Source organism: Robertmurraya korlensis, from assembly GCF_023715225.1.
Taxonomy (GTDB): domain Bacteria; phylum Bacillota; class Bacilli; order Bacillales; family Cytobacillaceae; genus Robertmurraya_A.
The window spans coordinates 131,439-145,875 of record NZ_JAMBNS010000012.1 but is presented as its reverse complement, the minus strand read 5'-3'; the positions used below and the strand labels follow the sequence as shown (position 1 = coordinate 145,875).

Genomic DNA, 14,437 nt, shown 5'->3' with positions numbered 1-14,437 from the left:
GAGAAAAATGGAGCTTGCAGTGTTTATCCCTGCAAGCTTTTATATTACACTAAAGACAACACAAATCACGTTCATGAGGTGTAATATGGGAAATGATCTTCTTGCAACCTTGATGGAAATGACAGAAGAAGAACAGATGATTCTCGAGCAAAGTAGCGAAATCAAAAAGGACCTTTATACGAATCAAACGTCTTTTATTATTGAAAGTGAAAAGTTCTTGAATCCAAACGAGATGATTATGCTGCGAAAGCATACACGATTTATTGATTTTCCCAAGCATCGCCACAATTATATCGAAATTAATTATGTGTTTCATGGTGAGTTAAAGCAGAAAGTTGGAACGGAGAATGTTCACTTAAAGCAGGGCGAGCTATTATTTTTGAACCAGCATATTGAACATGAAATTGAAGCTTGTGCAAAAGAGGATATTATTATTAATTTTATTATTCAGCCAAAATTCTTTGATTTCATTTTTTCGTATTTATCCTCAACGAATTTAATGAGTAACTTCATTATAAACAGCCTCTATAATCACACGCAGAACGGACAATACTTATACTTTGCTGTTACACATGTGGAGTCTATTCAAGAGTTAATAAAGAAGATGATGGATGAAATCATGGAACCTTCGTTATTTTCAGAGTCTACCTTGAAGCTTTATATGGGGCTTTTAATGATAGAGCTATTAAAGCACACAGATAAATTAAAGCAAAATGAACTAAGCACCGAACATCACTATATCCTTGTCGAGACGATGAAGTATATTGATGAACATTATCAAAATGCTTCTCTCTATGAATTAGCTGAGCAATTGAATCAGCCTCACTATGCAGTAAGTAAGCAAATTAAGCAGGCGACGAAATATACTTTTAAAGAGCTTCTACAGGAAAAGAGACTAACAAAAGCCAAAGAGTTTCTAGAAAGAACCGAAATGCCGATTACAAAAATCATTGATGAAGTAGGCTACGATAATATGAGCTACTTCTACCGGATTTTTAAAAGCAAATACGGAAAAACTCCCAAGGACTATCGAGTGGAGCTGAAGAGCAGATGAACTTTGTGTTCAGCTGCAAATAAAATTCTTGAATCGCAAATAAACAACTGAAAAGCAACTTGAAGGGGAAACTTTTTGTTTAAATTTGGTTAAAATAGCCCTCTAGAGAAACAGAAAAGCACTGGTCGAATATAATTTCGGCCAGTTTTTTATGTTTTTAATGAAAAATTGGCCCTTCTATTCAATTTAAGCTCTTATGACTGTCGGAGCTGACCAAGCTGCTTCCGCTTTTCTTCTTGCAAATAAGGTCAATAAATTAAGTGAATCCCGTTATAGGATATTTCTCTGAATCTAGTATGATAGTAGTATCGTAAGCGGTTACACCAAAAGGAGCGTTGAGGATGAACAAGTACAGTATTGCTGTTGATATTGGTGCTTCAAGCGGAAGATTAATGTTAGGCTATAGAGAAAATGGGCAATTACAGTTACGTGAATTATATCGATTTGAAAATAAGATCGTGCAAAAAGGGACCCACTTTTGCTGGGAGATTGATCGACTGTTTGAGGAAATCAAAACAGGGTTAAAAAAGTGCAGTGAACTAGGTATTGCACCAGATAGCATCGGGATCGACACGTGGGCGGTTGACTTTGTCTTACTAGATGAAAATGATGAGCCGCTTACAGAAGCTGTGTCCTATCGTGATCCACGAACGGACGGCATGATGGAAGAGGTATTCCAGATCATCTCAAAAGAACGACTTTATCTAGAAACAGGGATTCAATTTCAAAAGTTCAACACAATTTACCAGCTCTACTCACTGAAAAAGAACCATCCTGACATTTTAGCAAAAGCAAAATCCTTTTTAATGATACCGGATTATTTAAACTTTTTACTCACAGGAAAAAAATCGAACGAATACACCAATGCAACATCCACACAACTGGTCAATGCTTTTACGAAAAAGTGGGACTACGAGCTGTTAGATATTTTAGGAATTAATAAGGACATGTTCCATGAAATTCAACTGCCAAAGACGATTCTAGGAAACTTGAAGGAAGAGCTTGTATCTGAACTTGGCTTTGATATGAACGTTATTCTCCCTGCCACACATGATACCGGATCGGCCGTCATCTCTGTGCCAGAAGAGGAAAGTACCATTTATATAAGCTCAGGAACATGGTCGTTAATGGGGACGGAGAATCATTTCCCGATCTGTGTCACGAAAGCGCTAGATTACAATTTTACCAATGAAGGCGGCATCGATTATCGCTTCCGTTTCTTGAAAAATATTATGGGGCTTTGGATGATTCAAGAGGTAAAGCGAAACTACGATCATGAATACTCCTTCGCTAGACTAGTAGAACTGGCGGAAGAGGCAGGAGACTTCCGGGCGATCGTAAACGTCAATGATGATCGATTTTTAAAACCGGAAAATATGGTACAGGAAATGATGAATTATTGCATCGAGACGGGACAAAGTGTTCCTAGTACACCAGGGGAAGTGGCGAAATGCGTGTATGATAGTTTAGCCGCTAGCTACAAAGAAACCATCGGAGAAATCGAGAGCATCTTTGAAAAGTCATTCCATAAGATCAATGTCATCGGTGGTGGCTGTCAAAATGAAATGCTAAATCAGCTTGTGGCGGATGTGACGAATAAGGAAGTGCTCGCTGGTCCGATTGAAGCCACAGCTATTGGGAATATCGTAGCTCAATTGATGGCATTAGGTGAATTTACGGATCTAGAGGAAGCACGTTCTATCATCAAACAGTCTTTTGAAGTGAAAAAGTACGAACCTACTAAATCAGTAGCCAACTCATAATCGGAGAGGAAGAATATTATGACTATTAAGGAAAACTATGAACTAGCAAAGCAAGCATACGCAAAATGGGGAATCGATGTTGAAGACGAATTACAAAAATTAAAATCAGTTCCTATTTCTATCCACTGCTGGCAAGGTGATGATATAGGGGGATTTGAAGTAAATCCAAGTGAGCTATCTGGTGGAATTGATGTAACCGGAAACTACCCTGGAAAGGCAACGACACCGGAGCAATTGCGTAGCGACCTAGAAAAAGCACTTTCTCTCATTCCAGGAAAGCATCGTGTCAATCTTCATGCGATCTACGCAGAAACAAACGGGGAAGTGGTAGATCGTGATCAGCTAGAGCCAAAGCATTTTGAAAATTGGGTTGCTTGGGCGAAGGAACAAGGATTAGGGCTAGATTATAACCCCACTCTATTCTCCCATCCAAAAGCATCAGATGGATTAACCCTTTCACATCCAGATGAAGAGATTCGTGAGTTTTGGATTAATCACTGTATTGGAAGTCGAAAAATCGGGGAGTATTTCGGAAAAGAACTGGGAACTCCAGCGTTAACAAATATTTGGATTCCAGATGGCTATAAAGATATTCCGAGTGACAGATTGACGCCAAGACAACGCTTAAAGGACTCTTTGGATAAAATTTTCGCAGTACCAGTTGATGAGTCATATAATCTTGATGCAGTAGAAAGCAAAGTATTTGGAATTGGGTCTGAATCGTATGTGGTCGGTTCTCATGAATTCTACTTAGGCTACGCATTAAAGAACGATAAAATCTGCTTACTAGATACAGGACATTATCATCCAACAGAAACAGTATCCAACAAAATCTCTTCGATGCTTTTATATAGTGACAAGGTAGCACTTCACGTATCAAGACCTGTGCGCTGGGATAGCGACCATGTCGTGATTTTAGATGATGAACTAAAAGAAATCGCCCTTGAAATTGTTCGTAACGATGCACTAAATCGTGTAATCATTGGTCTTGATTTCTTTGATGCAAGTATTAACCGTGTAGCGGCTTGGACAATTGGTACAAGAAATATGGTAAAGGCACTGTTATACGCGATGCTTGTGCCAAACGAAAAGTTAAAACAGCTTCAAGAAGAAGGCAATTTTACCGAAAGATTGGCATTAATGGAGGAATTCAAAACCTATCCGTTCGGAGCAATATGGGATTATTATTGCGAACAGATGGGCGTGCCAGTAAAAGAAGCTTGGTTAGAAGAAGTAAAATCATACGAAAACGAAGTACTTTCAAAAAGATAACAAAAAAGATAAGTAGATCTTCCTTTGTGGAGGTCTACTATCTTTTTGTTTTTCAAAGAATATGCTATAATTTAACATGAAATTAACATAAAAATAAAAATAATCAAATATAAATCAACGTTCAATCGGGGAAGGGTGTACGTTCGTGCTTGTAGCTGAAAGGCAGAGGAAAATTGTTGATCTAGTTAATGAACGTTTAAGTATAAGAGTGTCAGAACTGAGCAAAATTTTTTCAGTGACGGAAGAAACGATTCGTAGAGATCTTGAAAAGTTAGAAAAGGATGGCTTGCTAGAAAGAAGTCATGGTGGTGCCGTAAGTATTGACAAGGAAGATAATGAAGTTTCTTACTTGGAAAGAGAAATTACCAGAGCGGCTGAAAAGCGTGCCATCGCGTTAGAAGCGGTAAAAATGGTGGAGCCGGGGGATCAAATCGTACTTGATGCGAGCACTACCGCTTGGTATATGGCCAAAGAGCTGCCAGACATGCCGTTAACGGTCTTAACGAATTCAATTAAAGTAGCCCTGGAGCTAAGTAAAAAGGAGCAAATCCGTGTGATCTCAACGGGTGGAAACCTAATGTCGATTTCACTTTCGTATGTAGGTCCTCTAGCAGAACGTTCCTTGAAAATGTACCATGTGAACAAAATGTTCTTTTCATGTAAGGCGATTCATCCAGATGGTGGACTTAGTGATACGAATGAACTGCAAGCGTTATTAAAAAAGGACATGATTCAGATTGCGGATAAGGTGATCTTAATGGCGGATTCAAGCAAATTTGGAAAAAGAGCCTTCTCGCAAATCAACTCATTATCCGCTGTGCATAGCATTATTACCGATTCAAATATGGATGATCGGACAAGAGAGAGACTTGAAGAAAAGGAAGTCAAATTAATCTTTGTCAATATATAAGAGGAAAACAGACCAAGCTAGGTCTGTTTTTTATTATGGTAACAGAATTAAACAAAATATCTTTGTGTCCAAAATGTTAAAAATCAAAAATAAACAAAAATATATACCTGTATTTATGTTGATTATATAAAGTGAGGGGAGTAAGATTAGAGTATAGGAAATATAAAGAAAGGTTTTTGAAAACCCTTCGTAATTTTTTTGTATTCATTTGTGAAAAGGTGAACAATTGTTGAAGGAGGAAGAAAAGATGAGCAATGCACGTGTGTATTATGTACCAAGCACCAACCTAATGGGCAGAGGCTGTTTAAAAGAACTGCCAGCACTTGTAAAAGAACTGAGTCAAAAAAAGGCATTAGTTGTCACGGATAAGTTCTTAAATCAATCCGGTTTAGCAGGAAAAGTTCTTGCGGAACTCGATACGATTGATCTAGAATATGTCATCTTTGATGATGTAAAACCCAATCCTACAGTTCAAAATGTGTATGAAGGGGTTGAAGTGTTTAAGGAAAACGCTTGTGATTTCATCGTATCAATTGGTGGAGGATCTCCTCAGGACGCGGCAAAGGCAATTGGACTTTATGTAACAAATGGAGGAGATTTACGAGACTATGAAGGTGTTGGAAAAACTAAGAATAAGTCGGTTCCGATTGTTGCTGTCAACACGACCGCTGGTACTTCCAGTGAATTTACTATTAACTATGTAATTACAGATACAGATCGTGAAGTAAAAATGGTTATGGTGGATAAAAACAGCTTAGTAACCATCTCAGTAAATGACCCAGAACTGATGGTTGATAAACCAGCTGATTTGACTGCTGCGACGGGGGTGGATGCACTCACTCACGCAATTGAAGCGATTGTGACTCCAGGTGCCTTCCCTGTTACAGATGCAACCGCATTAGCGGCTGTTGAAATCATTTTTAACTACTTGCCTCGTGCCGTAAAAGACGGTCATGATATTGAAGCTCGAGAACAAATGACATACGTCATGTTCCTAGCAGGTATTGCCTTTAACAATGCAGGACTAGGTTTTGTCCATGCGATGGCGCACCAGCTTGGTGGTGTGTACGATCTTCCACACGGAGTATGTAACGCCATGCTTCTACCGATTGTGGAAAGAGAAAATGCGAAACGTGATCCGAAGAAATTCCGTTTAATTGCCAAAGCAGCAGGCATTCAAGTGGAAGGAAAAACAGATGAGCAATGCGCCGATGAAGTAATTGAAGCAATTAAAGCTCTATGTAAGGAAGTAGGAATTCCAAGCACCCTTGCTGAGTTGGGGGTAACGGATGTGGATTTAGATAAACTAGCAACAAATGCATTAGCGGATGCTTGTGCACCAGGGAATCCATTCCAGCCAACAAAAGAAGAAGTGATTGAAATGTTTAAAGAAATCGCATCTCCTGTAGTATTAAGCTAATTTTTATAAGAGAATGTGGTGACGAAATAGAAAGTACAAAATAGCGTGAGACTCACGCTATTTTTCTTTTAAACAAAGGTATATTCAGTTTGCTTAGAATAATTGCATTCGTAGGGGACACACTTCCCTTAGGATTCGGACACCCAAGGGCAAATTCCTTCAAGTCCAGTCCGAATAACCCATTGATTTGGACACTCAAAGACGATTTCCTTTCATGTCTTGTCCGAATAATCCATTGATTCGGACAGTCAAAGGCCACTTCCTTCAAGTCTAGTCCAAATAACCTCAGGATTCGGACAGCCAAAGGAGAATTCTTTCAAGTCCAGTCCAATTACCCTCAGAAATTAGACTCTCAAGGCCAATTTCAAAGCGCGAACCTCTACTTAATCATTTATTTTTACAAAAAGGGCATGGAGTTTCCTCTGTTAGCTACCATACAGCAATTATCTTCATATCCTTGCAAAATCAAACGGAGTCCTTTAATAATGGCTATTCATTAATATTCTTGCTCACACGATTTTCGGAAGCTGAATGGTTATCTTCTTTATCGCCCTCCACCATCTGGTTACCAATCGCACCGCCTGAAACACCGCCAATTACAGCACCAACTAGTCCAAATGGAGAACCGATCATCGCACCCGCAACGGCTCCATTCAAAGTTCCTGCTGCTTCACTGTAGTCATTGGCCCCTTGGTTGTTGTCATTCTCTTCTACCTTTTCTTCGAAGTTATTGCGTTCGTTATTCGGATCCATCTACTCACTTCCTTGCGTATTAGTGGGGAATATTAAAATATGTAAGCGCACCATCTTAAACATATCCTACCCAGCCGAAGTCATTTACTTACCTTGTTTAGTAGTTGTTTCTTACTATCATTAAGCAATAATGAGATAAAAAAATGAAGGCCTCTATTATTCATCTTGTGCAAGTTCTTTTCTATTGGGAGCAAGTGGTGGTTGTTCTAACCACTTGTTTTTTACCATAAGATCAAACCAGTTTTTAGTAATGGCCAATGATTTTAGAATGGCTTTTTCATAAACGCCCCCTAGGTCTGTTCTCATGGCAGTTGCTAGACCTGTTCCGTAATATACTTGTGCCGTTTGAGCCAAGAATCCCATATGATACAACATTAATTTGTCTGAAAAAGGAGAGTCTGTGGACATGGTAACCTCTGATTCCCAAGACATTGGAACGGGCAAATTATCTTTGTGCAATATATTTGAAAGGGATTGTATGTTTCCATCTGCAGCTTTTTCTAAATCCTCAAAAAACTTTCTTATTTCTTTCGAACCAGTGACTTGACTGAATCCGATTGAAAGAGCTTTTGCCATAATGCTCTTTTTTATGTTAAGAGAAAGACTGATTAATTCTGTTGCAGATAAAAGTCTCCCTTTTCCGAAGATTCCGTCTATAAAATCTTTAGCAGAAATAAATTCAGGGCCCTCGTTAGGATAGAAATAGGGGTCTCTTTGAAATTTTCCCTTTTTAAGCAATAGATCAATAGTTAAGTCGTACATTCTTTTTGCATCATGATCACATGAATTGTAAAATTCCCGTAGGTCCTTTCTGACAGAAACACTAAAAGCAGTTGTATGTCCCAACAAACCATTTATCGTCATAATATGTAAATAATTTAAGCAGAATGTGTCAGAGAACAATCTTTCTGCACCTTTATTCAGGTCGGACTCAGTGAATCCAATGGGAACTGGAAAGCCCTCTTTCTCAATGAGGGAAACAAGCTGCTTCTTTTGCTTTTCCCATGTGTCTAAGGCAATTTCAAAAACCTCTTTTATTGATGGGTCTTCCAAAATAGAAATCATATACCGATTTACTACCTCGGTCATTGTTCCGTTTACATACTCCCCCCATAGTGTTCCTATTTCGGAAGCTGTGAGTTTTAAATTATCATATTCCATTTGTTCTCACCTCTTCCGTATTTTTTACTTGTACGGAAATAGATATGCATGCTCTTGGGCCAAGCAACTCAAATATTTGTAGAGAAAAAAGGATAGATGGAGCAAATATCATGCTGCTCATCTATCCTTACTTTAAAGGGCATTTCTAATCACTTTTTTATAATTCAGCACAGACAAAAATCCGAAGATGGAGTATAAGCCTGTATATAGAATCATCACCAGGGCCATTGGTGTCCAAAGCTCAGCCCCGAAAAAGAACCAGCCGGATTGGACCGCAAAATAGCTATGGGAAAGACCAATGACTAAAGGAATGCCAAAGTTGAATACCTGTTTCAGGCCGATCCCTTTTGTTAAGTCTCCTTGAGTAAAGCCGAGCTTACGTAGGATGGTATAATTCGATTTCTCATCTTCGCTTTCGTCCATTTGCTTGAAGTAAAGAATACACCCGGATGTAATAAGAAAGGTAAGTCCAAGGAAACCAACGATAAACATCATGAGCCCCATGAGCTGTTTCTGTTCTGTGCTCATTTGAAGCTGAGAATCATTCATGTAATTTTCATGAAGTCCTAAATCAATAAAAAGATCATTTGCTTGTTGTATCGTCTCTTCCTTTTTCATTTCAATCCCGATAAAGACAGAAGATTCTCGCTGTACTTCTGGAACCAAGTCTTCTTGAAGGGTAGAAAACAAGGAATCATCCACAATCGCAACAGGTTGACCACCGTTTGTAAAATACCAGGAAATAATAAACTCATCTCTTAACCCAATATAATCAAGAGGGATAGATTCGGATTTACTGTGTAATTCAATGTTTCCAGAGTCATCTAGAGCCATGAATTTCGATAGCATATCACTATATCCGGTAAACACCGTTTCTGTTGGAGACACATCAATACCCGGAACAGATTTTTCACTAACGACGGGCAGCTCCATTTTGTTGAGATCTGTATCCAATAATTCTCCTTCTATATTGATAATCGATTTCAGATTCGCAGTGACCATCACAACCTCAATCATGGTCTCCTCAAAGGGCAGATTCTCACGTTTTAGAGCATCCTTAAATGTTTGTGCATCTTCTTTGCTAACAAAGGCGAAATCATTAATCACATTATCTTCAGCTGATTTTTCTGCTGAGTAATAAGAGATATAACTTAGGGATAACAAACCGATGGCGAGTGCGGATACGGTTGTTACTATGGTTAATAGAAACGAATTCGATTTCATTCGAAACATGATAGAAGATAAGGAGAGAACTTCTCTAATATTTAAGTACCCATCCTTCTTTTTTCGAATAAGATTAAAAATAAAGCTGACCGAGCCTTTGTAAAAGAAATAGGTTCCGATGATGACGGAAGCTAAAATGATAATCATGGCAATGAAAAGCTCAGTCATGTTTGTAAAATCTCCACTAAACAGCTTGGTTGAAATATAGTAGCCAAAAGCGATGAGGATAATACCCAAAATCCCCATAATCATCTCCCATACAGACAGCTTTTGTACCTTCGCCTCTGCAGAAGAAGTCACTCGAAATAGGGATAAAATCGTCTGTTTTCGTATAAAAAGAGCATTCATCCCAAGAATTAATACGAAAATCAGCGTAAACACAATGAGTGTTTGAACAAATGCTTGGCTTGAAAAATGTAAGGTCGTGACCGCGTTTACTCCAGTAATTTTTAGCAAGATCATCATGATTAATTTAGAAAGGGAAAATCCAAGGAAAATACCAAGGCCTACCGACAAAAAGTAGAGAAGAGCATTTTCCATTCCAAGAATGCGAAAAATCTTTCGTTTAGTCATGCCAATTAAATGGAAGAGCCCGATCTCTTTACTGCGTCTTTTGATAAAAATCATATTGGCATATACGAGAAAGACGGTAACAATCCCAACAAGGAGGACGGAAGCGGCTCGTATCGAAGCTCCTCCTTTCACGCCCCCTTTTACCGTGTCCATGGCAGGGTCATATTGCAGGGTCACAAACGCAAAATAGAGAGAAACACTAAAAATCAAGGCAAATACATAGAGATAATAGTTTTTGATATTCTTTTTAAAGGAACGAAGGATGAGTTGATTAATGGTCATCTTGCACCCCTCCTAACACTCCTTGTGTTTTCATAATATCCTGGAAAAAGGCTTGCCTTGATTCTGAACCTCGATTGAGCTGCGTATAAATTTGTCCGTCTCGAAGGAAAATGACTCTCGAACAGTAGCTGGCTGCTACAGGATCATGAGTGACCATCACAATGGTAGATTTTCGCTTTTGGTTCAAGTGGCTAAGCTTATTTAATAAATCGGACGCTGCCTTTGAATCAAGTGCTCCCGTTGGCTCGTCAGCAAAGATCAGGCTTGGCTCATGAATGAACGCACGGGCAGCGGATGTTCGTTGTTTCTGTCCTCCGGAAATTTCATTAGGGTACTTATTTTGAAGCTCGGCAATCCCTAACTCATTGGCTACATCCGTAAACTTCTGGTCTGCTTCCTTTTTTGGTGTTTTTGTAATGGATAAAGGAAGCAAAATGTTTTCTTTGACTGTAAGTGTATCTAATAAATTGTAATCCTGAAAAATAAATCCTAAGTTCTTTTGACGGAAAAGGGCGAGTTCTTTATCACGCATCTGTGTAATCTCTTTTCCTTCCACAAAAATAGAACCTTGGCTGACATGGTCTATAGAGGAAAGCACATTTAGTAGAGTGGTTTTTCCTGATCCAGATGCTCCCATGATACTGACGAATTCTCCTTGTTCAATGAGCATATTGATGCCTTTTAGTACCTCTTGCTTATTAAATTTATTTCCGTAGCTTTTGTGTATTTGTTTTGCTTCTAGAATATTCAATTTCATCCTCTCCTTCCTTCAATGACTTGATTATAAATGGATAGGGAGCTCCCATCCTTCGATTCATCTAACATTTGAAACAGGCATGTGACATCTTTGTCACATGCCTGTTATTTTGACGAATTCATTTCGATTCGGGAGGATAAGAGAAAAGGTTGAACCGACTCCAAGTGTGGACTGAACACATAGTTGAATGAATAAGGATTCGGCTGCTTTTTTCGCTAAATATAATCCCATTCCAGTGGCAGCATGATCTTGATGGGTGGAAGTAGACGTAAACCCTTTTTCAAAAATACGTGGTATGTCCCGTGGATCAATCCCACGCCCAGCATCTTGTATTTCTATGACGATATGACCGTCTTTCTTTAAGCTTCTTATGTAAATATCGGACTGGCTGCTGTATTTAACGGCATTGGTTAACAGTTGCCGAAGGATAAAAGCGAGCCATTTCGCATCAGTAAGGATCTCTCGTTCTTGAAGACTAACCTCTATGCCAATGCCTTTTTGGATACACCAAGATTGCAAAGTTTTGATTTCTGGAATCAGCAGAGGGTGAAGATCTATTTTTTCTATAAAAAGGTCATTTTCAATAAAGTAAAGACGTTTCTGATGAAGCTGTTGGTCGAGTAAGAAGTGAACTCTTAGCCACTCATGTGTGAGGCTTGCTTTTGTTTTTTCATCAGGAATACGGTCAATCATGAGATGCATAGCTGTTAGCGGAGTCTTTACCTCATGAATCCAAGCTAACATCTGATCCTTCTCATCTTCTAATGATAGTTGATGGTGATGAAACTCTTTTCTCAGCAATTCGGTTTGGTGGTAGACGCTTTTTTCTATGATCCTTTCAAAAGGACTTTCTGCTTGTGGAATTTGAGACAAATCTAGATTGTTCTCCCACTCCTCAAATCCTTTGAAAAAACGTGTCTCCTTTTGATATCTGATAAAAAGGAAGATCGAGAATAGGAGAAATGATAAAAATACAATGTATAGGATGGGGATGAGCGGGATCGCAGAATCGAGAAAAGCCACAAATACAATTAAGAGATGGATAAAGAAATAAAAGAGAATCCAACTAAGGCGTTCCCATACGAATTCTTTGATCATGAAAGAGCTCCCTCTTCTATGGCGATATAGCCCTGTCCTACCTTGGTTTCTATATAGTGGCCAAGCTTCAACTCATCCAGTTTCTTTCGTAATCGATTGACGTTGACCGTTAGTGTATTATCACTGACAAACCGTTCATCGTCCCAAAGGCTTTTAATGATGGTCTCGCGGCTCACAATGCTGTTCTTTTTTTCGATTAAGATTTTTAATATGTACATTTCATTTTTTGTCAGCTCTATGGAGCCATTGTTGTTCGTTACTGTATTTTTCTCGTAATCCACTGTAGCACCGCACCAGGTTTTCCACTCGACTGTGTGATTGCTATAATTGTAGACTCTGCGAAGAATCGCTTGGATTTTCGCAATTAACACGTCAAAATGGAAAGGCTTTTGAACAAAATCGTCTGCCCCTAGCTGCATGCTCATCACCATATCTGTCGGATGATCACGGGAAGAGAGGAAGATAATCGGCACATTGGAATGGGCTCGGATCAGGCGACACCAGTGAAAACCATCGTATTTTGGAAGTTGAATATCAATGATGACTAGATCAGGCTTAACTTTCGTAAATTCCTCAAGAACAAGGGAAAAGTCTTGAATACCGTGAACTTCATACGACCACTGTGACAGTCGGTCTTTTATTTCATGAAAAAGACTAGAATCATCTTCAATGAGAAGAATCTTAAACATACTTATCACCACTTTCTTCATCATTGTAACGAAACCTCCAATAAAAGAAAATTATTTGCATGTAAAAAAATAACAAATAATGAAGTGTTTGTAGTTAGTGTCCACCCCAGACGGACAAAATGACTGTTTTTGTCCACGAAGGGTGTCAGACACCACAAATTGTAGTAGTATATAACGGTATATTATTGTTCAGGTGCGTGATACATAAATGGGCTTCTCTCTTGATATGAAAACAATTTTTGTTATTTTGGTTACGGGGCATGTTTTTACGGTGTTCCTTATTAGTGCTTATTGGCGGGACCATCGAACAGATAAGACGGTTACTACTTTTTTCTTGGCTAAATGTGTTCAAGCCCTTTCCTGGACATTATTAACCTTACGAGGTGGCATATCGGATGTGTTCACCATCTCGGTTGCCAACACCTTACTGTTTTTAGGAACTTCGTTTGAAATGATGGCAATTTTAAGACTGTTGAATGTGTTAACCAAACGGATAAAAATAGCGTATTTGATTATGACCTTCATAAACATAGTTGCTTTTCATTTAGCGATTCTATTTTTAAATCTAGAAAGCAACCGAATTGCGGTTGCTTCATTTGGTACGGCTATGCTTATGATTCTACCTGTCTATCATTTAGTGTTTAAGCACAAACCCTCACGATTAAGAAGGATATTAGGAATGTTTTATTTATTTTTAGCTTTAGCGTTGTGCGGTAGAGGAATCGTTACGCTTGTTTCTGCTCATACATGGAGCTTTTTTACGCCAGGATTTTTCCAAACTCTTTCTTTCATAGGACTTTATCTTGTGATGCTGATTGGAAACACAGGATTTATCCTCATATTAAAAGAACAAGCAGATCAAGAGCTTATTCGATTAGCCAGTTATGATGACTTAACAGGAGCGTTAAATCGAAGAGTATTTTTCTCAGAAGCGAAGAAGTGTTTATCGGCTTGTTCTAAGAATAAGCAGCCCATATCTCTTATTTTGTTTGATATTGATTATTTTAAGAAGATTAATGATAGATATGGACATGATGTCGGAGATCATGTGCTGCGTGAATTCAGTCAAAAGATTCAGAAGTATATCAGCAAAGGGCATTATTTTAGTCGTTTTGGTGGCGACGAATTTGCAATTCTTCTACCAGAAACAGATGAAGAACAATCCATGAAGTTAGCACAGGAAATTTGTAAAGCGATAGAGATGGAGTCATTGACGGAAGGGGGTCTTTCATACACAGTTAGTATGGGGATTCTAACCATTATTCCTACCGTAGAAACAGAACTAGAAACAATGTATGTGGCCTGTGATCGAGCTCTCTATGAGGCAAAAAGAAATGGAAGAAATGGTGTCAGTCGAGGCTTTTTATCTATAGATGGGATTGAAGATAACAGGATTAGTCAAATTAATTAAAATATAGAAAAGGGAGGTGTTTGTCCACCCCACGCGGACAAAATAGGTAAAAGTGTCCACGAAGGGTGAC

General features: G+C 38.7%; 13 protein-coding genes. 6 read left to right on the top strand and 7 right to left on the bottom strand.

Translation table 11 applies throughout. The annotated features are described in order from the left end of the window. Positions 1–7 precede the first annotated feature (7 nt). The 5 genes from M3175_RS19830 to M3175_RS19810 all read left to right on the top strand — a co-directional run bounded on the left by M3175_RS19830 (position 8) and on the right by M3175_RS19810 (position 6,419). Complete coding sequence (locus M3175_RS19830) at positions 8–1,054, top strand: AraC family transcriptional regulator (protein WP_251522764.1); 1,047 nt, start codon at positions 8–10, stop codon at positions 1,052–1,054. Between the two features lie 341 nt (positions 1,055–1,395). Beyond that, a complete protein-coding gene (rhaB, locus tag M3175_RS19825; RefSeq protein ID WP_251522762.1) occupies positions 1,396–2,817 on the top strand; it encodes a rhamnulokinase in 1,422 nt (473 codons plus the stop codon). A gap of 18 nt (positions 2,818–2,835) precedes the next feature. Continuing rightward, complete coding sequence (rhaA, locus tag M3175_RS19820) at positions 2,836–4,089, top strand: L-rhamnose isomerase (protein WP_251522760.1); 1,254 nt, start codon at positions 2,836–2,838, stop codon at positions 4,087–4,089. 145 nt (positions 4,090–4,234) lie between these two features. Then, complete coding sequence (locus M3175_RS19815) at positions 4,235–4,999, top strand: DeoR/GlpR family DNA-binding transcription regulator (protein WP_251522758.1); 765 nt, start codon at positions 4,235–4,237, stop codon at positions 4,997–4,999. A 247-nt stretch (positions 5,000–5,246) separates the two neighbouring features. Further along, positions 5,247–6,419: an iron-containing alcohol dehydrogenase gene (locus M3175_RS19810; RefSeq protein WP_251522756.1), complete on the top strand. Its 1,173-nt coding sequence runs from the start codon at positions 5,247–5,249 to the stop codon at positions 6,417–6,419. 52 nt (positions 6,420–6,471) lie between these two features. On the opposite strand, the gene M3175_RS19805 is transcribed toward M3175_RS19810, so the two are convergent. The 7 genes from M3175_RS19805 to M3175_RS19775 form a co-directional block, all read right to left on the bottom strand. Further along, positions 6,472–6,723 (bottom strand): hypothetical protein, encoded by a 252-nt coding sequence (locus M3175_RS19805; RefSeq protein WP_251522754.1) that lies wholly within the window; start codon positions 6,721–6,723, stop codon positions 6,472–6,474. A gap of 185 nt (positions 6,724–6,908) precedes the next feature. Continuing rightward, entirely contained in the window at positions 6,909–7,172 is a 264-nt protein-coding gene (locus tag M3175_RS19800) for a tape measure protein (protein ID WP_251522752.1), read from the bottom strand. Between the two features lie 156 nt (positions 7,173–7,328). Continuing rightward, positions 7,329–8,333 carry a DUF3231 family protein gene (locus M3175_RS19795; protein WP_251522750.1) on the bottom strand — a complete coding sequence of 335 codons (1,005 nt, stop codon included), beginning with the start codon at positions 8,331–8,333 and terminating at the stop codon, positions 7,329–7,331. A 132-nt stretch (positions 8,334–8,465) separates the two neighbouring features. Continuing rightward, a complete protein-coding gene (locus M3175_RS19790) occupies positions 8,466–10,412 on the bottom strand; it encodes an FtsX-like permease family protein (protein ID WP_251522748.1) in 1,947 nt (648 codons plus the stop codon). Further along, entirely contained in the window at positions 10,402–11,163 is a 762-nt protein-coding gene (locus tag M3175_RS19785; protein ID WP_251522824.1) for an ABC transporter ATP-binding protein, read from the bottom strand. The genes M3175_RS19790 and M3175_RS19785 overlap by 11 nt, the downstream gene beginning before the upstream one ends. Positions 11,164–11,262: 99 nt before the next feature. Then, complete coding sequence (locus M3175_RS19780; protein ID WP_251522746.1) at positions 11,263–12,267, bottom strand: sensor histidine kinase; 1,005 nt, start codon at positions 12,265–12,267, stop codon at positions 11,263–11,265. Next, a complete protein-coding gene (locus M3175_RS19775) occupies positions 12,264–12,956 on the bottom strand; it encodes a response regulator transcription factor (RefSeq protein WP_251522820.1) in 693 nt (230 codons plus the stop codon). Before M3175_RS19775 ends, M3175_RS19780 begins: the two co-directional genes overlap by 4 nt. Positions 12,957–13,182: 226 nt before the next feature. Between M3175_RS19775 and M3175_RS19770 the strand changes: the two genes are divergently transcribed. Then, entirely contained in the window at positions 13,183–14,367 is a 1,185-nt protein-coding gene (locus M3175_RS19770) for a GGDEF domain-containing protein (RefSeq protein ID WP_251522744.1), read from the top strand. Positions 14,368–14,437 lie beyond the last annotated feature (70 nt).